The sequence below is a fragment of the Janthinobacterium woesei genome (genome assembly GCF_051380875.1).
In the GTDB taxonomy this organism is placed as follows: Bacteria; Pseudomonadota; Gammaproteobacteria; order Burkholderiales; family Burkholderiaceae_D; genus Janthinobacterium.
Genome location: NZ_JBNYXW010000004.1, coordinates 258,521 through 281,102 on the forward strand (window position 1 = coordinate 258,521; position 22,582 = coordinate 281,102).

Below are 22,582 nucleotides of genomic sequence, written 5' to 3' on the forward strand. Positions count from 1 at the left end.
TTATAGCGCTACTCTATTGCGCCCGCCTGCCTTGGCGCGGTATAAGGCCGCGTCGGCTGCGGCGATCAATGCATGGTCGTCCTGCTCCTGGGCCAGGCTGGCCACGCCGAAGGAGCCCGTGATGTGTGGCAGCGCGCTGCGCATGTCGGCGAAGATGATGGCTTGCTGCATGCGCACACACAGGCGTTCGGCCACGCGCAGGGCCACGTTTTCATTGGTGTCGGGCAAAATCACCATCAATTCCTCGCCGCCATAGCGCACGGCAAAATCCGTGGGCCGCAGGGCGGCGCCCAGCACTTGCGCGGCGATGCGCAGGGCCTGGTCGCCAGCCTGATGGCCATGGGTGTCGTTGAAACGCTTGAAATGGTCGAGGTCGATCATCACCAGCGACAGCGGCGCGCTGCTGCCGTGGGCCGTGACGATCATGTTGGGCAGCAAGTCGGTCAGCCAAGCGCGGTTGTACAGGCCCGTGAGGCTGTCGACCATCGACAACTGGCGGTAGAATTCGCCCAGTTTCTGGCGTCGGCGCAGCAAGGCGTTGGCGGCGCGGATGCGGAAGGACAATAGCCGCAGCAGGTTGCGCGCCAGGCCGTTCGATTGTTCGATCAATTCCCAGACGATGGCGGCGTCGATCACCAGTAAATCAGTTTCTTCGAGTGCGGAAATGGCGGCCAGGTTGCTCGCTTCGTCGAGTACCGATTGTTCACCCACGCTTTCGCCGGGCAAGATCTTGCTGATGGTGCCGTCATCCATGCCCGTGTGGGTGTCGGCGGCCACTGCCAGCGAGCCGCGCAGGACGATGTACAGGCTGGCGCCGCGCGTGTCGGTGATGGCTTCGCCCGCTTCGAGGCGCATGACGGGGCAGGGCGCCAGCATGGCGGTCGTCTGGCTATCCGCGCCATCGCGAAATAGCTGTAAATCGCCGATGTTGCAGCCTGAAGCGCCGAAGTTGCCGATCTGTTCCACAGTCATACTTTCAAAAAGCCCGTGCCGCGCATGCAGCGCGCCGGTCTCTTCATGATAGCGTAAAGCTGACTCGACCGTAACGGCAAAGCCTTGCTGGAAGTCACTTTCTGTGAGAAATACGACAATTATTTCATTGGCGTGTTATTCAGTTGAAATATTTTCTATTTTAATAATAAAGTTGTCGCGCAGGGAATGTGCTGCAGCAGGCGGCCCCGGATGTGCAAAGGCAGCCTTGAACGGCTGCCTTGGTCTCTGGTGACTGCTGTCGATGGAGAAATTATTCGGCGGCTTCTTCCGCTTGCGTCGTATCGAGCACGGCATTCTTGCCGGTGGCGTGGCGCTTGCTGTCTTGCAGGCGGCCCAGGGCGCTATCGATGGCGCGTTTTAACTTGTCGGTGGCGCCGGCAACGGCTTGGTGCACGGTGGCATTCTGTTCGGTGACAGCAATCGGTTGATAGCCGGCAACGCGTGCTTCCATGACGCAGCGGATATCGTCTGCGCCGCCTTTCGGGCCGTTCGTGTCGCTCAGGTGGACTTCGATGCGGGTCAGGTTGTCGCGGAAGCGATTCAGTGCGGCTTCCAGTACGGATTGCACATGTTCGTTCAGTCCGGCGGTGTTGGCGATGGTGCTGTCGGTATGAATATTGATTTGCATATGCTTACTCCTGTCAATTCAAAAAAAACCCATCACAGGCGTGCTACGGCCTGGCTCTTGCCTCATGCACATGACCTCTGTACATGACCTCACTTACGTAAGTCATATTACTCCTCTTTCAGGTATTTCAAGAGGGGGCGCACGATTAAGACGGGCTTAATCCTTCAACCAGGTCAAGTTTCTGCAATGCGCTTTTTTTAGCCTTCAACCATTGATCAGGCCCGCTGCGATATTGATCGACAGCCCCAGCACGACCAGGTTGAAAAAAAAGCTCAGCACGGATTGCCCCAGCACGATTTTGCGCATCACGCGCGTCTGCACGCTGACGTCCGAGGTTTGCACGGCCACGGCAATCGTGAAGGCGAAATAGAGAAAATCCCAGTAATCGGGATTTTGCTGGTCGTCGGGAAATTTCAAGGGGCGCCGCTGTTCGCTGGCCCGGTAATACAGGTGGGCGTAGTGAAAGCAGAACAGCGTGCCAACGAGGAACCAGGAGCCGACCAGGGTGAATATCGTCAGCGCATAGTGCAGGGCCCGCTCATCGGCGGCCATGCCTTTTATGGAGGATAGCTGCGAGCCGATGGTAGCGAGGCTCATCACGGACGCCACGGACAGGGCCAGCAAGACCATCGCCGCCCGCTCATCTTGCCGCGTGGCCATGGCTTTGACCTTGTGGTGGCTGGCGCGCATCATCATCCAAGCCATCGTTGCCAGGTAAAACCAGACGGCCACGTTCCACGCCGTCAGCAGCCGCGTCATTTGCTGCCAGGAGGAGGGCAGCAGCAGGCCGGCCGCCACGCCGATGGCGGTGGCCAGGCTCAGGTGCGGGCGGCTGCGGATGAAGCTGTGAAGCGGAATCCTGATGTTCATGGCGCTCAGTCGTCAGTGGCGATAGCGCATCTTAGCCCTTAAGCTGGCGTCGCGTTCGCCGATTTGGCCGCCGCTTCCTTCTCGTGGTGGGGAAAGCGGTCCATGCGCGACAGCACGGGGAACAGCACGGCCCACACGCCCGTCACGGCCAGGGTGGCGGCGCCGCCGAAGAGGACGGCGCGCACCAGGCCGAACCAGCCGGCCGTCAGGCCCGACTCGAATTCGCCCAGCTCGTTCGAGGCGCCGATGAAGACGGCATTGACGGCGCTGACCCGGCCGCGGATGTCGTCGGGCGTCTCGAACTGCACCAGCAGGTGGCGGATGTAGACGCTGACCATGTCGCCGGCACCCATCAGGAATAGCGCCACCAGTGCTAGCGGGAAATAGGTCGTGCTGCCCAGCACCAGCGTGCCCAGGCCAAACACGGCTACGCCACCGAACATCCAGGCGCCGACCCGGCGCGTGATGGGGAAGCAGGCCAGTGCGATCGAGCACAGGGCCGCCCCCGCGCCGGGCGCCGTGCGCAGCAAGCCCAGGCCGCTGGGGCCGATATGCAGCACATCGTGCGCCAGCGCCGGCAGCAGGGCCGTGGCGCCGCCGAACAGTACGGCGAACAGGTCCAGCGAGATGGCGCCCAGCACGATGGGCTTCGACCAGACGAAACGCAGGCCTTCGAGCAAGGTATGCCAGCTGACGGGCTCCCGCTTGACCACTTGCGGCGCCGGCGTGGTGGCGCGCATCAGCAGCACGGACAGCACCAGCAGGGCCGACGAAAGCAGATACACGACCTTGGGGCCGAAGATGTACAGCAAGCCGCCCAGGGTAGGCCCCAGGATGATGGCCACGTGCGAGCTCGACGAGCTGAGCGCGACGGCGCCGCTGAAGTGCGCGGTCGGCACCATGTTGACCAGTACGGCTTGCGTGGCCGGCATCATGAAGGCGCGCGCGCTGCCGAACAGCACCAGCACGGCAAATACGGGCCAGACGATGGCGAGTCCGCTGAGCGTAAAGGCCAGCAGGGCCAGCGCGCAGGCCAGCTGCGCCGCCAGGCACCAGGCGATGATGTTGCGGCGGTTGTAGCGGTCGGCGACGTGGCCGGCCGGCAAGATCAGCACGAGGAAGGGGGCGAACTGCGCCAGGCCGATCAAGCCCAGGTCGAACAGGCTGCCTGTCATCTGATACACCTGCCAGCCGATGGCCACGCTTTGCATCTGCACCGCCAGCGTGCCCAGCACCCGGGCGGAAAGGTAACAGGCGAAATTGCGGTGGCGCAAGATACTGAAGCCGTTGCCGGCGGAGGCGAGAGACATGATATTTCCAGGGAGCAGCGGGGTGGAGCAATGGCGGCAGCGGGCGCCGCCGCAGCAGTGCCCGCTGTCTGGAGGATAAAACTTACTTTGCCAGGTCGGCTTCGCTGGTGAAGGCGTCGGCGTAGAACTCGTCGTCGGGCAAGCGGCATTGCTGCACGAAGTCGCGCTTGGCCGAATCGACCATCACCGGCGCGCCGCAGGCATACACCTGATAAGCGGACAGGTCAGGCAGGTCGGCCATCACGGCCTGGTGCACGAAGCCCGTGCGGCCGGCCCAGGCGTCTTCCGGCAGCGCGTCCGACACGACGGGCACATAGGTCAATTGTGGCAAGTCGGCAGCCCACTGGCGGCACAGCGCGTCCATGTACAGGTCGTGCGGACGGCGCGCGCCCCAGTACAGGGTGATCGGGCGTGCCGACTTCGCGTGGAGCATCTGCTCGACGATGGCTTTCAAGGGGGCAAAGCCGGTGCCCGAGGCCAGCAGTACGACGGGCTTGTCGCTGTCTTCGCGCAGGAAGAAGGTGCCCAGCGGGCCTTCGAAGCGCAGGATGTCGCGCTCTTTCATGCTGCCAAACACCTGGTCGGTGAACAGGCCGCCCGGCATGTGGCGGATGTGCAGGGTGACGGGGCCGCCGTCGGCGGGCGCGCTGGCCATGCTGTAGCTGCGGCGCTTATTGTCGCGCAGCATGATTTCGATATACTGTCCGGCGCGGTACTGCAGGCGCTCGCTGGCTGGCAGTTGCAAGGTCAGCACGACGACGTCGGGGGCGACTTTTTCGATGCTGGTCACGCGCGATGGCATTTTCTTGATCGGGTAGTCGCTGCTGCCTGCCACTTCGCGCGCCTCGATGACGAGGTCGGCGTTCGCGGTGGCGCAGCAGAACAGGGAGAAGCCGGCCGCTTCTTCTTCCGGCGTCAGGGCGCGCTGCTGGTGCGCCTTGTGCTGTACGCTACCGGAAACAAGCTTGCCCTTGCAGGAGCCGCAGGCGCCATTTTTACAGCCATACGGCAAGCCAACGCCGGCGCGTATCGCCGCTGCCAGCACGGTTTCGTCCGCTTCGCAGCTGAATTGGTGGCCGCTGGGCTGAACAGTAACTTGAAAAGTCATACAATCCTTGAGATGAAAAATATGTTAATGCCATCATTGCGCAAGCGCACAGGCTTGCCGCGTCTGCTGATCCTCGGTTGCGGCGATGTCGGCATGCGGCTGCTGCCCTTGCTGCGCGCGCGCTTTCGCGTCTTTGCCGTCACCAGCCAGCCGGCGCGCTGCGCGCAATTGCGCGCGGCCGGCGCCGTGCCCATCGTGGCGAACCTCGACGAGCGTGCCAGCCTGCAACGCCTGGTTGGCCTGGCGCCCAGCATCGTGCACCTGGCGCCGCCCCTGTCGGCAGGCTTGCTAGACCGGCGCACGCGCAATCTGGCCGCCATTTTACCCGAGCATGCGCGCCTGGTGTATGTCAGCACCAGCGGCGTGTATGGCGATTGCGGCGGCGCCACCGTGGCTGAAACGCGGCCCGTGGCACCGGCGAATGCGCGTGCGAAGCGGCGCGTGGATGCCGAGCAGGTCTTGCGCGCCTGGGGCGTGCGCCGCGCTGGCAATGTGGCCATCCTGCGCGTGCCCGGCATTTATGCCGGCGACCGTTTGCCTTTGAGACGCTTGCGCGAAGGCACGCCAGCGCTGGCGGCTGGCGATGACGTGTACACCAACCATATCCATGCCGATGACCTGGCGCGCATCATTGAGCGGGCACTGTGGCGCGGCCGGCCGGGGCGCGTGTACCACGCCAGCGATGACAGCGAATTGAAAATGGCGGACTATTTCGATGCCGTGGCCGATAGCTTCGGCATGCCGCGTCCGCCGCGCCTGCCGCGTGAGGCCTTGCAAAAGGTGGTCACGCCGATGTTGCTGTCGTTCATGTCCGAGTCGCGCCGCATGGACAATACGCGCATCAAGCGCGAGCTGGGCGTGCGCCTGCGCTATCCGCGCGTGGCCGACGCCTTGCAAGCCTTGTCTGCCGACGGGGCTGGCATCGGGTAAAATGGCCGGTTATCGCCGCATTATTCACGGCACGGCATACCGCGCTCCGTGTCTGCGGCGCGCCATTCACTAAAGGACTACAGCATGACCACCCTCACTTACGAAGAATACCTGGACGAGGTCACCACCGTCCTGACCGAATTGTATGACCTTGACGACGAGGCCGCCATCAAGCTGGTCGTGGCGGCCCAGGACGCCGAATTCTTCGTGCCGCACGACGCGCATGAAGCAATGCGCACCGCCGAGCAAGCCAAGAAAGATGCGACGACCTTGTTCGAGCGCAAGCAGAACCGCCAGCAAACGCAGGAAAAGCAGCAGCAGCGGGTGCGCCAACAGAAAAAGTGATGGGTGGGCCCTTGGGCCGCCGCAGGCGTGGAAATGCGTGGGCCCCGGCGCAACACCGGGGCCTTGTCATTGATGTAGCGCAAACGCGTCGTGGCTTGCTGGCGATATGGTGAGCAATGTCGTCACGCGTTTCACTTATTGATGGCGGACTGGATAGCCAGGCATGGCGCGACGATGTGTCCGGCCGGCAGGAGCAAGCGATGTATCCCATCAGTCATCCCAGCAAGGAGCAGGTGCGCGCCTACATGCGCCGCCGCGAACAGGCGCTGCAGCCACCGCCGCCGCCCGATGAAATCCGCCGGCAGCTGGCCTGGTGCATGCTGGACGCCACAGCGGCCAGCATGGCCGCGCAAGGCTGGCATTTGTCGGCGGACATGGCCCGTCTGGGCACCCTCATGGCCATCGCCTGGCTGATGGGCAGCGGCGTTCCTCAACGTAAAAATTGATGACTTGCAGCAAAGTTTTTCAAATTGAGTTATCCTCTAGCACATTCCAAGTGCGTCAATTCTCTTCAATTATCACAATTTTGCTGTAAGTTACGCAAAAATCAACAATAGCGTGTATTATATTGTTTGTGGCCTAAACGCCGCATAAGTGATGGCGCTTTTTAGTGTGTTTACCCTGAATTATTGCAGACGAGACATTCGGTTTCTTTGTGCAGTAATACAACAAGTTCGGATTTTTGATCATGTCTCTCAAACAAATTACCTCTTTGCCTACCTACAACCCGAATCGCGTCCTCGATGCGATCATCGACAAGCTGCAACTGAAAAATGATGCCGCCTTGTCGCGAGCACTGGAAGTGGCTCCACCCGTCATCAGCAAGATTCGCCACAATACCTTGCCGATCGGTGCCACTATCCTGATACGCATGCATGAAATCAGCGATTTCAGCATTCGTGAACTGCGCGAGTTGATGGCTGCCTAAGAGCGCCTGACAGACGGTAAACTGAGAGGTGCCGTCTGCGTTAGTCAAGCTTGCCGCGTGCGGCAGCCAAAGCTGTTTTCCGGTTTTCTATGGCATTTGTGGCATCTGTGGCGTCTCCAGGCTCAGTGCCGGACGATCGCGATAGAAACGCCCCGTTTCCATGCCAGTCGAGGACGCCTCGACCAGCGCTGCGGCGAGTACGCCAGGCGCGCTGGAAAATGCGCCAGCTACGGCACCTGTCGCCCGGCCCGAATAGGCCGTCGCCTGCACCGCTGCACTGGAAAACACAGCTTGTACTGCCCTGCCTGAATACGCCGTCGGCTGCACGGCCCTGCCCGAATAGGCCGCTTGCACGGCGCGCCCCGAATACGCCGCCTGGACTGCCCGTCCCGAATACGCCGTTTCTGCGCGGATATACGCTTCCCCGAATGTTTGCTCGTACAACTGATTCATGCGTTCGCCGATACGCTGGTGCGCCGCTTCGTCGTCTTCGCCGCGCAGGCCGATGTATGGAAAATGGTGCAGGAAGTAGCCGAACACCTGCTCGCAATCGGCCGCATATTTCAGCGTGTCGAGAATATGGTAGTGCCAGAAGGTGTCGACATCCATCAGCGGCGCCGTTTCTTCCTGGGGAAACTGTTTCATCAGGATCAGGAAGCGGCGATACTCGAACTCCACCGCATTGGCCTTCTCCAGGCTCCATCCCTCGCCCGATTCCCGGTGCATCAGTTTGACCTTGATCGCGTCCAAATTCAAATCGGCAATTGCCTTGAAGCTGTCGTTCGTATCCATGAGTGTCCCTTGATAGCGTAAAAGAGTGGCGTGAGGAAAAACGGCGGAAAAATAGCTGGCTGGTGGGTGGACTCCTGGCAAGTGAGAGGGCGCCTGCGCAGCGGCTGGCAGGCCAATTGTGCTTGATCAATATTGCATTGAATTGCAAAATACGCAAGTTCGGCTCGCTTCGCGCCGGCACAGCCATCCGTCAGGCGCTGGCCCGGCCGTCTTCCTCGTAGGGGAAGATGGTTGCGTCGGCGCCCAAAGGCACGCTGACATGCACGCTCATGCCGGCGCCGGGGCTGCTTTCGATGAAGAGCGTGCCGCCCAGCAATTTGATGCGCTCTTCGATGCCCACCAGGCCAAACGAGCCCAGCTTGTTGCGCCCGTCGATGGCCGCTCCCACGCCGTTGTCGCTGATGCTCATCGACACCGTGTCGCTGCCCTTTTTCAGCGTCACCCATACGCGGCTGGCATTGGCATGTTGGGAAATATTGTTGAGCGACTCTTGCAAGATGCGGAACAGGGCCGTTGCGCACTGGTCGCTCATGTAAATGTCGTCATGGCTTTCGCTCACTTCGCAGGCGATGCCCGTGCGCAAGCGGAACTGCGCCACCTGCCATTCGACGGCCGCGTTGACGCCCAGGTCGAGCACGGTAGGGCGCAAGTCGTTGATGATCTGCCGCACGCTCTTGATGGTGGCGTCGATCTGCTCCAGCGTGGAGCGTGCGCGGGCGTTCAGGCGCGGGTGGCGGCGCTGCGTGCGCGAGGCCAGCATGTCGGCGTCGATGCGCAGCACCAGCAGGTTCTGGCCCAGGTCGTCGTGAATTTCGCGCGCGATGCGCTTGCGCTCTTCTTCCTTGATCTGGTCGGCGTGGGCCGCCAGGCGGCGCAATTTCTGGTGCGACAGTTGCAGGCGGATCTGGCTGGCACGCAATTCTTCCGTCATGCCCGTCGCCATCTGGATGGCCCGCCGGCGCGACGACGACAGGGTGTGGAACAGCATATATAACAGCATGGCGCTGCAGAAGCCGACCAGCAGGGCCAGCCACGGGAAAAAAGCGTCGAAGCGCGTATACAGGTCGCTCTTGCGCACGCTGAACAACGCTTGCCAGACGCGGCCATTGTGCTCGATCAACATCGTGCTGCGCAGATACTTGCCCGAGTTGCCTGGTTGCCACCATGGCGCGTGCAAGCCTGCTGCCGTGCTGTCGAAGATGGGGCGCGTGGTGTGCGGCAAGTCCAGCGGTTCGCGTGCCTGCGTGCCGATATCGAACAGGGTCAGGCGCACATTGCGTACCGGCATGTCGGCCAGCGCGCTGCGCGCCATCGTCGCCAGGTCGTAGCCGATGCCGACGTAGCCCTGGTGCGCCGCGCGCCGCTGCGCCACGGTGTCGGTCGGCATGCCGAGGCGGTACACGGGCAGGCGCATGGCCATGCCCGTCTGTTGCGGCCGGTCTTCGATCGGTACGGGAATGCCGGAATTGCTGATGCGGCCCGAATCGCGCGACTGCGCCAGCGCCTCGCCGGTCAGGGGCCGCGCGGCGATGTCATGGCCATATTTTTCAGCCGCGCTGGCGATCGGCTCCAGGTACACCAGCACGCAATATTGCGCGCGCGGCTCAGGCGGATGGATGGCAAAGGCGGGATAGCCATCGCGCCCAGGCGGGTAGTCGCGCTGCATGGCCGCTTCGAACGCCGGGCGCTGCGCTTCGCTCAATTGCTGGGCGTAATTGAGATTCATCACGCCGGGGAAGTTCTGCTGCAATGCCATGTTTTCCACGTAGCGGTGGAATTGCTCGCGGCTGACATGCTCGCTGGTGCGGAACAGGCTGGCCGCGCCGCGCAGCAGGTTGGCATACGACTGGACGCGCGATGCGATGTTTTGCCGGGCGCTGCGTGCCAGATCGTCGAACGTGGCGCTGGCCTCGCTCTCGATCGACAGCGAAGCGGCCACGTAGAACAGCAGGCCCAGCATCAGTGAGAGCATGCCGCCGAGCAGCCAGAGCGGCCTTTTTTCGGGAGATAAACGTTGCTCACCGGCAGTCGAAGACATCGCAATCCGCATCAGGAGGTGGAGTCGGGTGCCGCCTGTGGGGCGGTAACTTTGCTACTTGCCCAAAGGGTATGTCAATTGCAAATTGCTCAATAGCTGGCCAATATACAAAACTATAGCCAATGTAGTCAACCGGCAATTCTCCTTGCGAATCATATTGTTGAAACGAAAAAAAACCGCCGCAGCGGTTTTTCGTCTGTCAGCCAGCCCTTATTTGGCCGGCTGCCAGCTGTCTTTCAGGGTGACGATGCGGTTGAAGACGGGTTTGCCTGGCTGGCTGTCGACCCGGTCGGCCGCAAAATAGCCGTGGCGCTCGAACTGGAAGCGCTGTTCCGGCAAGGCCAGTTCCGCGCCCGGTTCCAGCCACGCTTGCACCACTTCCTTGGCCAGCGGGTTGAGGGCCAGTTTGAAGTCCTTGCCGCCCGCGTCCGGCTGCGGATCGGTAAACAGGCGGTCGTACAGGCGCACTTCGGCGGCAATCGCCGTCGCTGCGCTGACCCAGTGCATATTGCCCTTGACCTTGTAGTTGGCGCTGCCTTCCGTGCCCGACTTGCTGTCAGGGAAGTAGGTGCAATGCACGGCGGTGACCTTGCCGTTTTCATCCTTGTCAAAGCCCGTGCACTCGATCACATAGCCGTAGCGCAAGCGAACCTTGCTGCCCGCCTTGTCGTCGATGGGGGGATACAGGCGGAAATAACCCTTGTTCGGCACTTCCATGAAGTCGTCTTCCTCGATCCACAGCTCGCGCGAGATGGGGAAGGTGCGCAAGCCGCGCTCGGGGAAGTGCGGATGCACGGGCGCCGTGCATTCCACGCTTTCGCCTGCCGGGAAGTTGTCGATAATCAATTTCAAAGGACGCAGCACGGCCACCGAGCGGGGCGCCTTCGGGTCCAGGTCTTCGCGCAGGCAGCCTTCGAGCACGCTGTAGTCGATCCAGCCGTCCGACTTGGTCACGCCCGTGCGTTCGCACATCAGCTGAATCGCTTCCGGCGTGTAGCCGCGGCGGCGCATGCCCACCAGGGTCGGCATGCGCGGGTCGTCCCAGCCGTCGACGATCTGCTCTTCCACCAGTTGGCGCAGCTTGCGCTTGCTGGTGACGATGTAGGTCAGGTTCAGGCGCGAGAATTCATACTGGTGCGGCACCGGTTTGGCGAAGAAGCCGCCGGCCGACAGGGTTTCCAGCAGCCAGTCATAGAACGGGCGGTGATCCTGGAATTCCAGGGTGCAGATCGAATGCGTGATGTTTTCCAGCGCGTCCGAGATCGGGTGCGTGTAGTCGTACATCGGATAGATGCACCAGGCGTCGCCCGTGCGGTGGTGATGCGCGTGGCGGATGCGGTAGATGGCCGGGTCGCGCAAGTTCATGTTCGGCGAACGCATGGCATCGTCGCTCATCTTCGCGCGCAGGATGTGTTCGCCATCCTTGAACTGGCCCGCCTTCATGGCGCGGAACAGGGCCAGCGATTCGTCGCGCGGACGGTCGCGGAACGGCGAATTCTTGCCGGCCTGGCCGAAATTGCCGCGGTTGGCAGCCATCTCTTCGGCGCTCTGGCTGTCCACATAGGCAAAGCCGGCCGTGATCAGGTACTCGGCCATCGCATACAGCTGGTCGAAATAGTCGCTGGCGTAGTGCAAATTGTTTTGCGTGCCATCAAAGCCCTTGGCTTCCCAGTCAAAGCCCAGCCATTTCACGCTGTCCATGATCGTGTCGACGTATTCCTGCTCTTCCTTGGCCGGATTGGTGTCGTCGAAGCGCAGGTTGCACTGGCCGGCGTAATCGCGCGCCAGGCCGAAGTTGACGCAGATCGACTTGGCGTGGCCCACGTGCAGGTAGCCGTTCGGCTCCGGCGGGAAACGCGTGATCACCTGGGGCAGGCCGGGACGCACATGGGTGCCGGCAGCCAGGTCGGCTTCGATGATGTTACGCAAGAAATTGGGCGCCAACGCCGGAGCGGCGGCAGCGGTACTATGTTTATCGTTGCTCATTGATCAATGCGGAAGAGTGACAGTAAAAAGCATTTTACCGTACCGCAAGCGCTTTATAAGCACGTATTTGGTCGCATATCGAGCATGCGGGCGACGCGGGCGCCGTTCTATAGGATAATTCGCCTTTAATTAGTAAACAAAACGTGACCCAAACGTGACCCCGGAGCCTCATATGGAAAATTTATATAACGTCCTCGGTGTCGCGCCCAATGCCAGCGACGATGAAATCAAGAAGGTTTACCGCTCGCTGGCCATGCGCTTTCACCCCGACCGCAACCAGGCCCCCGGCGCCGAGGCGCGCTTCAAGAGCGTCACCAAGGCCTATGAAATCCTGGCCGACCCGGCCAAGCGCGCCGAATACGACCAAAGCGTGAACCACCGCATCATCATCGATACGGAAGCGGAAGCCTACGCCCTGTGGTGCGGCGTGTTCCGCCTGCATGGCACAGCCTTGCCAGCGGACTGAGCCTCCTGGCGGCTGCCAGCCAGCCTGAATAATTTAAAAAACAACAATGGTGCTTTTGCTTATATGTAAAAGCGCCGCGCATCACATTGGAAAGCACAACATGAGAAGAGTACACCCTGAATTCGCGTACCAGTCGCGCGAGCTGGAAGGCCAGATCGAAGGCATCCTGGGCGACCCGCCGAACCGCAAGAACTACAAGAGCATGGTCGACGCGCTGGTGGGCGAGTACGCCAGCGGCGGCGGCATCGAAGACGTGAACATGCTGGCCTTCGCGCTGGTTGACCACATCACCTTCAGCGACCCGCAAGGCTTGCTGGCCGAAAGCGAAGACTACGAGCTGGGCGACCCGGCACGCGTGTTCGCCATGGCCACCTGCGCCGCCCCGGAAGCGGCAAAGATGTATGCTGCCATCGAAGAGAGCTTCCCCGAGCTGGCGCGCCAGGCCATCATCACGGCCTTCCTGCACAAGAATCAGCGCCTGTGGGAAGACGATGATCAGTCGCTCGACCAGCTGGCCGCCAATGACGATGGCGACGACGATCGCGATGAAGACGAAGCCACCGACGATTTCGCCCAGATGTTTGACCAGGATGGAGATGACCATGGCAGATAACGACAAGCTAAATGCTGAACAAAAAAGCAATCTTCCCGCGCTGACCCGGCAAGTCACGGAATTGGTGCTGTCCGGTTCGCTGGGCCACGCCGAGCAGGCGTTTGCCGACGCGGCCGACCAGTACGGCGACCTTGCCGTGGTCGAAGTGCTCAACGCCATCCCGCCGCAAGTGACGGCGCTGCACCTGGCCGGCTTCGACGGCGGCAAGATGTCGCTGGCAACCTTGCTGGTGCCGCCGAAAGCCTGGGCCGACAGCCTGGCCTTCATCGCCGCCACCTGGAGCGACGACCAGATCGAGGATGATCCGGAGCGCATCGCCGAGTCGCTGTTCGCGCACATCCACGGCGTGGTGTTTTCCACCGACGACGCCGAGCGCCGCCGCGAGCTGCTGTTGGAGGCATCCGCCACCGACTGGGGCGCCACGGCGTTCGCCATCCTGTTCTCGATGGCGCCCAAGGAAATCCTCGAAGTGGCGGGCGAGATCGTCATCAAGGGACCGTACGTGACGGGCGTGACATCGTCCGACAACGACGTCGTGCCGCTGGCCATTGAGCTGGCGCAAGCCAATGAAGACGGCTGGGACCGCTCGCTGTTCGAGCTGTTCCCCGACTTCCGCCACAGCGCCGACCTGGCCGATGCCGAATACTCGGACGACCCGGACGCAGAACCCACCATGTTGCAGCGCAGTACCAAGGAATTGCTGTACCGCCTGCGCAAGCAAGTGCCGAGCACGCGCAGCGCGCCACGCGCCAGCACCCGCCGCAGCCTGGGCACGGGTATTTTCTCTTGATGAAAGCAGGGACGCACTGATGTTGCCAGCAATCGTAGTAGAGAATCTTCCGCGCCTGGTGCGCGCCATTAAATTGCTGCCCGGCGACCCGCGCGAGGACGCGGCTTTGAGCCTGGCCGATGAATTGACGGGCATCACCGCCATGGTGGCCGAGAAGTTCACCAATGAACGTACGGCCGACGGCATCCAGAAGGCCCTGTATTTGACGGTGGGCGGCGTCTCGCTGGGGCTGGAGCATGCGCTCTTGCATGAAGGCGACCAGGCCGCGCTCGATTTCCTCGTCGAACACGGCGCCGAACACGCGTTCCAGATAGGCTTTCGCCTGATCAAGGAGTTGTCGCAGCTGCCCGAAGACACCCTCGTCGGTGAATACGACCAGGACCCCGTCTATTTACAGCGCCGCTTGCGCGAGCTGTTCATCGATATTTGCCAGGCCGACCCGAACCAGAACTGGGCCGGCCATGAAAAATATGCGTTGCAGTTGCAGCAGCGCAAGGAAGTGCAAGCCGTAGTGCGCCTGGCCAGCTGGCTGCGCCGTCACCATGACAATGGTCCCGTCAGCGACACCGACTTGAATGCCGAGGGTGTCATTGCCGTGGCCATCATCTTCGCCATCGAAGGTGGCGGACGCATCATGGCGCGCACGGGTCAAAAGGAGTTTGAACGCTTTGTGCGTTCCGTGCGCAAGAACAAGCCCGATTTCGAGGAAGGCTGGGCCGCGCTGCTGGCCAAGGTGCCCGTGCAGCACCACCCGGTGTTGCTCGATCGCATCGAGTCGTACCGCCGCAGCTGCACCGTGGTGCACAAGATCCTCACGCGGGCCAGCATGAAGAGCCTGTTCGAAGACCTGGAAAACTATGCCGGTTCCGAGCTGGACGCCGATTACGCGTAGTGCCTGAGCGTCTGAGCGCCTGGGCCGGCACTCGCCGGCCTGCGCCTACGCTCCCCCTTCCTGCGCCGCCTCTTCGGCCAGCTTGACGAACGCCGCCACCAGCGGCGAGGTCTCTTCTTCCCGTTGTGCCAATAACAAGCTGGTGGTCGCCTGCGGGTCGGCGATCGGGCGGTAGCATACGCCATCCATGCGGATGCGCTCGAACGAGGCGGGCAGCACGGAAATGCCGCAGCCAGCCGCCACCAGGCCGATGATGGTCGACGCTTCTCCCGCTTCCTGCGCCACGTGCGGCACGAAGCCGGCTGCCTTGCACAGGCGGAAGATTTGCGGATAAATTCCCGTGCCCGCATCTTTCGGATACATGACAAAGCCTTCGCCGGCCATGTCGGCAATGCCGATGGCGTCTTTGGCCGCCAGCCGATGGGCGACGGGCAAGACGAGGAACAGCGGGTCCTGGCGCAGTTCGGTGAGCCGGATGTCGGCGGGGTAGGTCGTTTCGGGCGGCCGCACGAAACCCAGGTCCATGGTGCGGCCCGAGATCGCTTCCAGCTGATGCAGGGTCGCCATCTCGTGCAGGGTCAAGGTGACGTGCGGGAATTGCTGGCGGTAGCGGTTGATGACGGTGGCGAAATACGGTGTGAATGGCGTGGAAAACGTGAAACCGATGCGCAGCTCGCCCGCTTCGCCCCGCTGCGCCCGGCGCGCCGTGACGGCGGCCTGTTCGGCCAGGGCCAGGATGCGCCGCGCGTCGACCAGGAAGAGGCTGCCCGCCTGCGTCAGCCGCACGGAGCGCTTGTTGCGCTCGAATAACTGCGCCCCCAGTTCCCCTTCCAGTGCCTGAATTTGCTGGCTCAGCGGCGGCTGGCCGATGTGCAGGCGCTCGGCTGCACGCGTGAAGTGCAGCTCTTCGGCGACGGCGACAAAGTAACGCAGGTGGCGCAATTCCATATTCAGTAATATTTTTAAAGTATGAGTTGGGCCTTAAATATATATTGGACGATATGAGTTGGCAATCCTAAGATGAAGACTCGCTTCTTTCCCGAACACCGCCATGTCTGATTCATCGCTTGCTTTTGTCTCCGCTGCACCTTCCGCCATCCCGGCTTCCCCTGCCGCTCCTGCTGCCCGTTCGGCCATCGCCAAGGGCACGCCGGAATTCAAGCGCAGCAACCGCGCGCTGTTCTTTGGCGGCTTTTCCACCTTCAGCTTGCTGTACTGCATCCAGCCCCTGTTTCCCTTGCTGTCGCACCAGTTTCACCTGACGCCGGCGCAGAGCAGCTGGTCGCTGTCCGTCTCGAGCGGATTGCTGGCCATCTCGCTGGTGCTGCTGAGCGCCGTCTCCGACCGCATCGGGCGCAAGCCCTTGATGGTGGCGTCGATGTTTGGCGCCGCCATCTTGACCATCCTGTCCGCGTTTGCCCAGGATTACGCGCAACTGTTGATGATACGCGCCGCGCTGGGCGTCGCCCTGGGCGGCATGCCTGCCGTGGCCATGGCTTACCTGGGCGAGGAAATCGAAGGCCCGTCGCTGGGCTTGTCGATGGGCTTGTACATTGCCGGCAGCGCCTTTGGCGGCATGTCGGGGCGGCTGGTCGCCTCCATGCTCAGTGATTTCCTGTCGTGGCGCTGGGCCCTGGGCGTGCTGGGCGTGGCGGGCGTGCTGGCCGCTTTTGAATTCTGGCGCAGCCTGCCCGCGTCGAAAAACTTCGTGCCCAGTACGAAGGGCTGGAATGCGCTGCCGCACGCGATCCGCCAGCATTTTTCCGACCGCGGCTTGCCGTGGCTGTTTTGCCTGGCCTTCGTACTGATGGGTTGTTTCGTCAGCCTGTATAACTACATCGGCTACCGCCTGCTGGCCGCGCCGTTCAGCTTGCGCCAGAGCACGGTCGGCCTGCTGGCCTTCTTGTACCTGATCGGCATCTTCAGCGCCGTCTGGGCGGGCCGCCTGGTGGACCGCCTGGGACGCCGGGGCGTGCTGTGGATCATGCTGTCGGTGATGCTTTCGGGCATTTTATTGACCCTGTTCGATTCCTTGCCGCTGATCGTCATCGGCATGGCGCTGGCCACTTTTGGTTTCTTTGCCTCGCACTCGATCGCCAGCAGCTGGGTCAGCCGCCGCGCCCGCGCACCGCAGGCCCTGGCCTCGGCCTTCTATCTGCTGTTCTATTACCTGGGCTCGAGCCTGATCGGTTCCGCCTCGGGCATGATGTGGGGCTTCGATGGCTGGACGGGCGTCATCCTGATGCTGGGCGTGTGCCTGGGCGGCGGCGTGCTGATCGCCTTGCGCCTGCGCCACTTGCAGCCCCTGGGCGCGCGCGAAGCGTCGGCCTGAGCGTGGCTGGCTGCCCCCTACATCTGGCGGAACAGGTGCGCATACAGGGGGCTGACGCGCAATTGCGCCCCATGCTGGCGCAAGGTTAGCGACAGTTTGCCCGCCTCGTCGCGCACGGCGCTGGCAATCGCGCTGGCGTTGACGATGGTGCCCCGGTGGATTTGCCAGAATTGTTCCGGATCAAGCTGGGGCAAGAGTTCCTTCAGGCTGGTGCGTATCAGCGCTTCGCTGTCGCGGCAGACGACGTTGATGTATTTGTCGAGCGCTTCGAAATACACCACGTCGGCCAGGGCGATCATGCGCACGCTGTTGCCGACGGCTGCGCGTAGCATTTGCAGGCGCGGGGCGGGCGGCACCATCGCCTGCAGCTGGGCCAGCAAATGGGCCAGTTTGGCGTCGCTGGCCGGTGTGCTGGCGTTGGCGATGCTGTCGTCGCGCAAGCGCTGTTTCAGGCGTTCCACGGTCTTGCCCAGGCGCGCATCGTTGACGGGTTTTAGCACGTAATCGGCAGCCGCGTGCTCGAAGGCGGCCAGCGCGTATTCGTCGTAGGCGGTGACAAAGACGATGTGCGGGAAGGGGCTACTGTCCGGCCACTGTTCGGCCAGTTCTTCGGCCGCCTCCAAGCCCGTCTTGCCCGGCATCTTGATGTCGAGAAATAATATGTCAGGGCGCAAAGCCAGGCCTTGCTGTATGGCATCGACGCCATTGGGGCTGGTGGCAACGATGTCGAGTTCCGGCCACAAGCGCTGCAAGGCATGTGCGAGGGCGGCGGCGAGGATGGGTTCGTCTTCGGCGATCAGGGCGCGTGGGGTGTGCTTGCTCATGCGGGGTGGCTCGTGATGGTAGGTTGAAGGGGGAATGCCAGGCGGGCGGTTACGCCTGCCGGATGGTTGGCGCTGAGCGACAGGCTGGCGCAATCGCCATACATGCCCAGCAGGCGTTCGCCGATATTTGCCACGCCCAGTTGCGTGCCCTTGCTCTGGCCCGGATGATCGAGTCCCAGGCCATCGTCGCTGACGGTGAGTGTCAGCACGCCATCGTTCGCGCTGGCTTGCACGTGGACGTGGCCGCCTTCGATCTTCGGCTCCAGGCCGTGCTGGATGGCGTTTTCCACCAGCGGCTGCAGCAGCATGGGTGGCACCTTGATCTGGCGCAACGTCTCGGGCAAGTCCAGTGTGTAGGCGAGGCGCGCACCCATGCGGATGGACATCAGGCCCAGGTAGGCTTGCATCAGGGAAAATTCCTGTTCCAGCGTGGTGGCATCGGCGCGCGAGGAACTCAGGGTGGCACGCAAATACTGTATCAGCTGGTCCAGCAGCAATTGGGCGCGTTGCGGCTCAAAGCTGATCAGGCCCTGCAAATTGGCCAGGGTGTTGAACAGCATGTGCGGTTCGATCTGCGCCTGCAGCAATTGCAGCTGCGCCTGCATGGCTTGGCGCGCCACGGATTCGGCGCGGGCCTTTTCCTGGGCCGCCTGCGCCTCCAGGCGATTGATCTTCTCGCGGCTGGCAAAGAACAGGATGGCTGCGCCGGCCGCCGCCAGAGTGAAAACCGTCATGCCGATATTGCGTGGCGACATGGCGGTGGGCGCGGGGACGTCGATATTCGCCAACCAGCCGAATAGCACCGTGCCGGCCGCTTGTGCCACGGCGGCGCTGACGACGACGAGGACGGCGAAAGGCAGCAATTGGGGACGCCGCTGCTCGCCCCACCATGCCAGGCGGATGCCGTCGATCAGCAGGAAAACGATGCCACCTATGCACATGGACGCGAGCAGGTTGAGCCAGAAGCTTTGTCCGCCGCTCAGCACGAAGGTGATGAAGAGGGCGCACAGGACATTGAGCAAGAGCGCATAGCGCGCATCGGCCAGCAGGCGCCGGTAGGGAAAGCCGCTTTTGCATGGATTGATCTCGGTGGTGTTCATGCGGGACAGCTTTCAGGTTGGCGCTCGGGTTGGTGATGCGGCAATTATCGGCGGACCCGCATGCGGGCGCAACGGCTCTGCGACGAAACAGGGCGGACGTGGCGCCAATCGCGTCAACTTGACCTTTACATGGTTGCTGTTGCACGAGATAGTATGGCAAGACTGTCTTGATCGACAAGATAATCGCGAGAGAGGAAAACCATGTGGCCCTATCCACGCATTGTGGCGCACCGCGGCGGCGGCACCCTGGCGCCTGAAAACACCTTGGCCGCCCTGCGCTGCGGCCTGGCCTACGGCTACCGCGCCGTGGAGTTCGACGTCATGCTGGCGGGCGACGGCGTGCCCGTCGTCGTGCACGACCCGGAACTGGGGCGCACCGTGGCCGGCAGCGGCGCCATCAGCGACTACACGGCCGCGCAACTGGAAAAGATGGAGGCGGGCGCCTGGTTCGGCTCCCAGTTCGCGGGCGAGGGCGTGCCTACCTTCGAGGCCGTGGTCGACTATTGCAAGGCGCAGCGCATCTGGATGAATATCGAGATCAAACCAGCCCCGGGCTTCGATGTGCCGACGGGCGAGACGGTGGCCGTGGCCGCGCGCGCATACTTTGCACAAGAAATTGCTGCCGGGGAATTATTGCCGCTGCTGTCGTCCTTCAGCATTGCCGCCTTGCAGGCGGCGCGCCAGGCGGCGCCCGAACTTTCGCGCGGCTGGCTGGTCGAAACCATACCATCCGATTGGGCGCAACGGGCGAAGGAACTGGGCGTGGTGGCGATCCATTGCCACCACGAAGCATTGACGCCGGCGCTGGCGCAGGCCGTCAAGGGGGAGGGGTTGGGACTGTTTTGCTACACCGTCAACAGGCCCCAGCGGGCCAGCGAACTGCTGGCCTGGGGCGTCGACGGCTTTTGTACGGACCGAATCGATTTGATCAAGCCCGTTAATACTTAAAATGTTACCCGCATCCCTACAGTGACATTGCGCCCCGTCAATGGCGCCGCGTTCTTGATGAACGAGGTGTGGCTGTACGCCAGTTCATTCGTCAAATTGTTGGCCTTGATGTAGAACTGGGCCGGTGTCGTGCCGATGCGCGTGTCGTAGTTGGCGGCGAGGTTCAGCATGTTGTAGCCCGGTGTTTCCGTTTCAAACGCGGCCACCTTGTCCTGCTTGCCCACGCGGATGAACTCGGCCACGCCACTCCATGCTTGCCAGTTGGCATCGAATTTCACGCCGATGCGCTGGGCGGGGATGCGCGGAAGGTTATTGTTGTCACCCGCGCCAGCGTCGGCCAGCCTGGCCCGTACATAGTCGCCAAACACGCTGGCGCCGAACAGGGGGTTCAGTTGCTGGCGGATCTGTCCTTCGACGCCCGTAAACGTGGCGTCGCGCTGGGCGTACTGGATCAGCTGGAAGCCTTCGTGGCTGTCCAGCGTGCTGCCAAAGATGTAATTGTCCACCTTGTTGCGGTAGGCGCTGGCCGAGAACGTCGTGGCGCCCGCATATTTGCGCAAGGTCAAGTCGATATTGTTCGACGTTTCCTTGCCCAGGTTTTCATTGCCCAGTTCATACGTGGCCGTGGCCATGTGCACGCCGTGCGCGTACAGCTCTTCGGCGCTGGGCAGGCGGTGCGTGCGCGAGATGGTCGAGCCGAGCGAATACTGGGGCGCAAATTTCCATACGGCACCGAGCGACACGGATGTGCCCTTGGCGCTGCGCTCTTGCAAGGTGGCGCTGTCGACCGTGATGTCTTGCCATTCGTGGCGCAAGCCCGCCTCGAAGCGCCATTGGTCGAGCTTGTATTCCTCGACCAGGAAAGCGGCATGTTTCTTCGTCACCGTCGGTGCCACATAGGCTTCTTCGCCCAGCGCGGAAAAGTCGCGCTGCGACGTTTGCAGGCCTACCACGCCGCGCCAGCCGGCAATCGGGTAGTGTTCCATTTCCAGGCGCGCGTCGTGGCCCTTGTTCTTGAACGTGGTGGCAATTTGCGTGCCTTCGATCTCGTCATGCCTGTAATCGGTCAACGCGGCGCGCAGGCGCAGCCTGGCGAAGCCGGGCACGGGGTCGCGCAATTCGCCGCGCACGTCCCAGCGCTCGCTCTTCAGCTTGACATACGGCACGGCGCCATCGTCGTGGTCATGCTCATCTTCTTCAGCATGCTCGTGATCGTCGTGATCGTCGTGGCCGCCGCAGTGCAGCTGCGTGCCGTGCGGGTGGCAGCTTTCGAATTCATGGTTGTGGCCCGGCAAGCCATATTCGGCGTGCTGGCTGGTGAAGGCCAGGCCTAGGAAGCCCCGCTGGCCCACCCATGACACACCCACGCTGCCCGTATCCGTCTTGTTGTAGCTGCCGGCCACCGTCGAGCCGCCTTCCCAGCCGCTGCCGACCTTGTATTCTTTCGCGTCGCGCTTGACGCCTTCCGCGTGGAAGGCGATGTTGCCGGCGCCGCCCGTCACTTCAAAGGCGCCCGCCTTTTCGCGCGCGTTTGAAGTGGCGCGCACTTCCACGCTGCCTTCAAAGCCCTTGGCCGGCACGCGCGTGGGGATTTTCTTGTCGATCACATTGACCACGCCGCCGACGGCGCCGCCGCCATATGCCAGCGCGGAGGGGCCGCGCAGCACTTCAATCTGTTGCGCCAGCATCGGTTCGGCTGCGACGGCATGGTCGGGGCTGATGGTCGAGGCGTCCTGCACTTCGGCGCCGTCCGACAGGATTTTCACGCGTGGGCCATCCATACCGCGGATGATGGGGCGGCTGGCGCCGGCGCCGAAATGGCTGGAAGTGATGCCAGGCTGGCTTGCCAGGGTCTCGCCCAGGGTCGCTTCGCGGACACGCACCAGCTCTTCGCCTTCGAGCACGGCGACAGGCGTGCTCATGTCGTCGCTGCCCAGCGCCAGGGCGCTGGCGGACACGGTGACGGCTGGCAGGCTTGTCGTCCGCTGCGCCAGGGCGCTGGCGGGGGCGGCGAAGGCCAGCATGATGGCCAGCGCGAGGGGAGTCGGTTGTTGAGGACGGACGGACATGGGCAAGATTTCCTTTATCTGCGATCGGTGTTTGCGTAGGCTGGGCAGGCCATGGCCGGATGGGGTGGCTGCCTAAAAATGATAATGATAACCCATTATCATTAGATGGTGGCAGTTTTTCCAGGCGGTGGCAAAAGGCGGATGGTGTATTGTGTAGGCTATGGAACGCACAACACGTCAAAAAACCGCCATTCAAGCCGCCATCGAGTCGGCCCAGCGCCCGCTGTCGGCGCAGGAAATCCTCGAACAGGCCAGCTTGCAGGTGGCGCAGCTGGGCATTGCCACCGTTTACCGCAATCTGAAGTCGCTGGTGCAGGAAGAAAAGGTGCACGTTGTCACCTTGCCGGGTGAAAACCCGCGCTACGAGTCGAACGCGGCCGCCAATCACCACCACCACCATTTCCAGTGCACTACGTGCCAGCGCGTGTTTGACGTGCATGATTGCCCGGGCGACTTGAAACGCATGGCGCCGCAAGGCTTTGTCGTCGAGCGCCACGAACTGACCCTGTACGGCCGCTGTGCCGACTGCAATGCCTCAGCCGCCGCTGCCGCCCCTGCCGCTGCCGCCACGGCGCCGCACGCCTGTTCCAGCCAGCACGACGTAGCCTGAACGGGCAGGC

At 62.5% G+C, this 22,582-nt stretch carries 23 protein-coding genes; 11 read left to right on the plus strand and 12 right to left on the minus strand.

Features of this window, described 5'->3' with window-relative positions; all coding sequences use genetic code 11:
* The 5 genes from ACQ4W6_RS05875 to ACQ4W6_RS05895 form a co-directional block, all read right to left on the minus strand.
* The gene (locus ACQ4W6_RS05875; RefSeq protein ID WP_436566317.1) at positions 1–966 is read right to left on the minus strand and encodes a diguanylate cyclase; all 966 of its coding nucleotides are present in this window, start codon (positions 964–966) and stop codon (positions 1–3) included.
* A gap of 277 nt (positions 967–1,243) precedes the next feature.
* Positions 1,244–1,621, minus strand: a complete 378-nt coding sequence (locus ACQ4W6_RS05880; protein ID WP_436566245.1) for an HPF/RaiA family ribosome-associated protein — start codon at positions 1,619–1,621, stop codon at positions 1,244–1,246.
* A gap of 204 nt (positions 1,622–1,825) precedes the next feature.
* Positions 1,826–2,491, minus strand: a complete 666-nt coding sequence (locus tag ACQ4W6_RS05885) for a DUF1345 domain-containing protein (RefSeq protein WP_436566246.1) — start codon at positions 2,489–2,491, stop codon at positions 1,826–1,828.
* Positions 2,492–2,529: 38 nt separating this feature from the next.
* Positions 2,530–3,801: an MFS transporter gene (locus ACQ4W6_RS05890; RefSeq protein WP_436566247.1), complete on the minus strand. Its 1,272-nt coding sequence runs from the start codon at positions 3,799–3,801 to the stop codon at positions 2,530–2,532.
* A gap of 82 nt (positions 3,802–3,883) precedes the next feature.
* A complete protein-coding gene (locus ACQ4W6_RS05895) occupies positions 3,884–4,909 on the minus strand; it encodes a CDP-6-deoxy-delta-3,4-glucoseen reductase (RefSeq protein WP_436566248.1) in 1,026 nt (341 codons plus the stop codon).
* Between the two features lie 12 nt (positions 4,910–4,921).
* Between ACQ4W6_RS05895 and ACQ4W6_RS05900 the strand changes: the two genes are divergently transcribed.
* The 4 genes from ACQ4W6_RS05900 to ACQ4W6_RS05915 all read left to right on the plus strand — a co-directional run bounded on the left by ACQ4W6_RS05900 (position 4,922) and on the right by ACQ4W6_RS05915 (position 7,112).
* Positions 4,922–5,839: an SDR family oxidoreductase gene (locus tag ACQ4W6_RS05900; protein WP_436566249.1), complete on the plus strand. Its 918-nt coding sequence runs from the start codon at positions 4,922–4,924 to the stop codon at positions 5,837–5,839.
* Between the two features lie 84 nt (positions 5,840–5,923).
* On the plus strand, positions 5,924–6,184 hold the full coding sequence (locus tag ACQ4W6_RS05905) for a hypothetical protein (protein ID WP_436566250.1): 261 nt from the start codon (positions 5,924–5,926) through the stop codon (positions 6,182–6,184).
* A gap of 200 nt (positions 6,185–6,384) precedes the next feature.
* A complete protein-coding gene (locus ACQ4W6_RS05910; RefSeq protein WP_436566251.1) occupies positions 6,385–6,630 on the plus strand; it encodes a hypothetical protein in 246 nt (81 codons plus the stop codon).
* Positions 6,631–6,872: 242 nt separating this feature from the next.
* Positions 6,873–7,112, plus strand: coding sequence for a hypothetical protein (locus ACQ4W6_RS05915; RefSeq protein ID WP_029496207.1), 240 nt, complete (start codon positions 6,873–6,875; stop codon positions 7,110–7,112).
* A gap of 87 nt (positions 7,113–7,199) precedes the next feature.
* On the opposite strand, the gene ACQ4W6_RS05920 is transcribed toward ACQ4W6_RS05915, so the two are convergent.
* The 3 genes from ACQ4W6_RS05920 to ACQ4W6_RS05930 all read right to left on the minus strand — a co-directional run bounded on the left by ACQ4W6_RS05920 (position 7,200) and on the right by ACQ4W6_RS05930 (position 11,928).
* The gene (locus tag ACQ4W6_RS05920; protein ID WP_436566252.1) at positions 7,200–7,904 is read right to left on the minus strand and encodes a glycine-rich domain-containing protein; all 705 of its coding nucleotides are present in this window, start codon (positions 7,902–7,904) and stop codon (positions 7,200–7,202) included.
* A 190-nt stretch (positions 7,905–8,094) separates the two neighbouring features.
* Entirely contained in the window at positions 8,095–9,876 is a 1,782-nt protein-coding gene (locus ACQ4W6_RS05925) for a sensor histidine kinase (protein ID WP_436566253.1), read from the minus strand.
* 276 nt (positions 9,877–10,152) lie between these two features.
* Positions 10,153–11,928, minus strand: coding sequence for a glutamine--tRNA ligase/YqeY domain fusion protein (locus tag ACQ4W6_RS05930; RefSeq protein WP_436566254.1), 1,776 nt, complete (start codon positions 11,926–11,928; stop codon positions 10,153–10,155).
* 172 nt (positions 11,929–12,100) lie between these two features.
* Here ACQ4W6_RS05930 and ACQ4W6_RS05935 point away from each other — a divergent pair, with 172 nt between their 5' ends.
* From ACQ4W6_RS05935 to ACQ4W6_RS05950, 4 genes are all read left to right on the plus strand, one after another.
* A complete protein-coding gene (locus ACQ4W6_RS05935; RefSeq protein ID WP_436566255.1) occupies positions 12,101–12,394 on the plus strand; it encodes a DnaJ domain-containing protein in 294 nt (97 codons plus the stop codon).
* Positions 12,395–12,494: 100 nt separating this feature from the next.
* Positions 12,495–13,007, plus strand: a complete 513-nt coding sequence (locus ACQ4W6_RS05940) for a hypothetical protein (RefSeq protein ID WP_436566256.1) — start codon at positions 12,495–12,497, stop codon at positions 13,005–13,007.
* Positions 12,997–13,797 (plus strand): hypothetical protein, encoded by an 801-nt coding sequence (locus ACQ4W6_RS05945; RefSeq protein WP_436566257.1) that lies wholly within the window; start codon positions 12,997–12,999, stop codon positions 13,795–13,797. Before ACQ4W6_RS05940 ends, ACQ4W6_RS05945 begins: the two co-directional genes overlap by 11 nt.
* Before the next feature lie 19 nt (positions 13,798–13,816).
* Complete coding sequence (locus ACQ4W6_RS05950) at positions 13,817–14,689, plus strand: hypothetical protein (protein WP_436566258.1); 873 nt, start codon at positions 13,817–13,819, stop codon at positions 14,687–14,689.
* Between the two features lie 45 nt (positions 14,690–14,734).
* Here ACQ4W6_RS05950 and ACQ4W6_RS05955 read toward each other — a convergent pair whose 3' ends face one another.
* On the minus strand, positions 14,735–15,637 hold the full coding sequence (locus ACQ4W6_RS05955) for a LysR family transcriptional regulator (RefSeq protein WP_436566259.1): 903 nt from the start codon (positions 15,635–15,637) through the stop codon (positions 14,735–14,737).
* Between the two features lie 103 nt (positions 15,638–15,740).
* On the opposite strand from ACQ4W6_RS05955, the gene ACQ4W6_RS05960 reads away from it, so the two are divergent.
* Positions 15,741–17,021: an MFS transporter gene (locus ACQ4W6_RS05960; protein ID WP_436566260.1), complete on the plus strand. Its 1,281-nt coding sequence runs from the start codon at positions 15,741–15,743 to the stop codon at positions 17,019–17,021.
* A 17-nt stretch (positions 17,022–17,038) separates the two neighbouring features.
* Here the strand turns inward: ACQ4W6_RS05960 and ACQ4W6_RS05965 are convergent, their stop codons facing one another.
* Together ACQ4W6_RS05965 and ACQ4W6_RS05970 are read right to left on the minus strand one after the other, a co-directional pair.
* Positions 17,039–17,845 carry a LytR/AlgR family response regulator transcription factor gene (locus ACQ4W6_RS05965; RefSeq protein ID WP_436566261.1) on the minus strand — a complete coding sequence of 269 codons (807 nt, stop codon included), beginning with the start codon at positions 17,843–17,845 and terminating at the stop codon, positions 17,039–17,041.
* Positions 17,842–18,945: a sensor histidine kinase gene (locus ACQ4W6_RS05970; protein ID WP_436566262.1), complete on the minus strand. Its 1,104-nt coding sequence runs from the start codon at positions 18,943–18,945 to the stop codon at positions 17,842–17,844. Before ACQ4W6_RS05970 ends, ACQ4W6_RS05965 begins: the two co-directional genes overlap by 4 nt.
* Before the next feature lie 201 nt (positions 18,946–19,146).
* On the opposite strand from ACQ4W6_RS05970, the gene ugpQ reads away from it, so the two are divergent.
* The gene (gene ugpQ, locus ACQ4W6_RS05975) at positions 19,147–19,893 is read left to right on the plus strand and encodes a glycerophosphodiester phosphodiesterase (RefSeq protein WP_436566263.1); all 747 of its coding nucleotides are present in this window, start codon (positions 19,147–19,149) and stop codon (positions 19,891–19,893) included.
* Here the strand turns inward: ugpQ and ACQ4W6_RS05980 are convergent.
* Positions 19,890–21,962, minus strand: coding sequence for a TonB-dependent receptor domain-containing protein (locus ACQ4W6_RS05980; protein ID WP_436566264.1), 2,073 nt, complete (start codon positions 21,960–21,962; stop codon positions 19,890–19,892). The two genes, ugpQ and ACQ4W6_RS05980, sit on opposite strands and share 4 nt — an antisense overlap.
* 160 nt (positions 21,963–22,122) lie before the next feature.
* Between ACQ4W6_RS05980 and ACQ4W6_RS05985 the strand changes: the two genes are divergently transcribed.
* Positions 22,123–22,572, plus strand: coding sequence for a Fur family transcriptional regulator (locus tag ACQ4W6_RS05985; protein WP_436566265.1), 450 nt, complete (start codon positions 22,123–22,125; stop codon positions 22,570–22,572).
* Positions 22,573–22,582 lie beyond the last annotated feature (10 nt).

Coding starts and splice junctions, on each gene's coding strand:
- ACQ4W6_RS05935 (WP_436566255.1), top strand. CDS start 12,101: ATGGAAAATTTATATAACGTCCTCGGTGTCGCGCCCAATGCCAGCGAC.
- ACQ4W6_RS05915 (WP_029496207.1), top strand. CDS start 6,873: ATGTCTCTCAAACAAATTACCTCTTTGCCTACCTACAACCCGAATCGC.
- ACQ4W6_RS05945 (WP_436566257.1), top strand. CDS start 12,997: ATGGCAGATAACGACAAGCTAAATGCTGAACAAAAAAGCAATCTTCCC.
- ACQ4W6_RS05895 (WP_436566248.1), bottom strand. CDS start 4,909: ATGACTTTTCAAGTTACTGTTCAGCCCAGCGGCCACCAATTCAGCTGC.
- ACQ4W6_RS05960 (WP_436566260.1), top strand. CDS start 15,741: ATGTCTGATTCATCGCTTGCTTTTGTCTCCGCTGCACCTTCCGCCATC.
- ugpQ (WP_436566263.1), top strand. CDS start 19,147: ATGTGGCCCTATCCACGCATTGTGGCGCACCGCGGCGGCGGCACCCTG.
- ACQ4W6_RS05985 (WP_436566265.1), top strand. CDS start 22,123: ATGGAACGCACAACACGTCAAAAAACCGCCATTCAAGCCGCCATCGAG.
- ACQ4W6_RS05965 (WP_436566261.1), bottom strand. CDS start 17,845: ATGAGCAAGCACACCCCACGCGCCCTGATCGCCGAAGACGAACCCATC.
- ACQ4W6_RS05950 (WP_436566258.1), top strand. CDS start 13,817: ATGTTGCCAGCAATCGTAGTAGAGAATCTTCCGCGCCTGGTGCGCGCC.
- ACQ4W6_RS05980 (WP_436566264.1), bottom strand. CDS start 21,962: ATGTCCGTCCGTCCTCAACAACCGACTCCCCTCGCGCTGGCCATCATG.
- ACQ4W6_RS05890 (WP_436566247.1), bottom strand. CDS start 3,801: ATGTCTCTCGCCTCCGCCGGCAACGGCTTCAGTATCTTGCGCCACCGC.
- ACQ4W6_RS05930 (WP_436566254.1), bottom strand. CDS start 11,928: ATGAGCAACGATAAACATAGTACCGCTGCCGCCGCTCCGGCGTTGGCG.
- ACQ4W6_RS05885 (WP_436566246.1), bottom strand. CDS start 2,491: ATGAACATCAGGATTCCGCTTCACAGCTTCATCCGCAGCCGCCCGCAC.
- ACQ4W6_RS05970 (WP_436566262.1), bottom strand. CDS start 18,945: ATGAACACCACCGAGATCAATCCATGCAAAAGCGGCTTTCCCTACCGG.
- ACQ4W6_RS05900 (WP_436566249.1), top strand. CDS start 4,922: ATGAAAAATATGTTAATGCCATCATTGCGCAAGCGCACAGGCTTGCCG.
- ACQ4W6_RS05940 (WP_436566256.1), top strand. CDS start 12,495: ATGAGAAGAGTACACCCTGAATTCGCGTACCAGTCGCGCGAGCTGGAA.
- ACQ4W6_RS05905 (WP_436566250.1), top strand. CDS start 5,924: ATGACCACCCTCACTTACGAAGAATACCTGGACGAGGTCACCACCGTC.
- ACQ4W6_RS05925 (WP_436566253.1), bottom strand. CDS start 9,876: ATGCTCTCACTGATGCTGGGCCTGCTGTTCTACGTGGCCGCTTCGCTG.
- ACQ4W6_RS05955 (WP_436566259.1), bottom strand. CDS start 15,637: ATGGAATTGCGCCACCTGCGTTACTTTGTCGCCGTCGCCGAAGAGCTG.
- ACQ4W6_RS05880 (WP_436566245.1), bottom strand. CDS start 1,621: ATGCAAATCAATATTCATACCGACAGCACCATCGCCAACACCGCCGGA.
- ACQ4W6_RS05920 (WP_436566252.1), bottom strand. CDS start 7,904: ATGGATACGAACGACAGCTTCAAGGCAATTGCCGATTTGAATTTGGAC.
- ACQ4W6_RS05910 (WP_436566251.1), top strand. CDS start 6,385: ATGTATCCCATCAGTCATCCCAGCAAGGAGCAGGTGCGCGCCTACATG.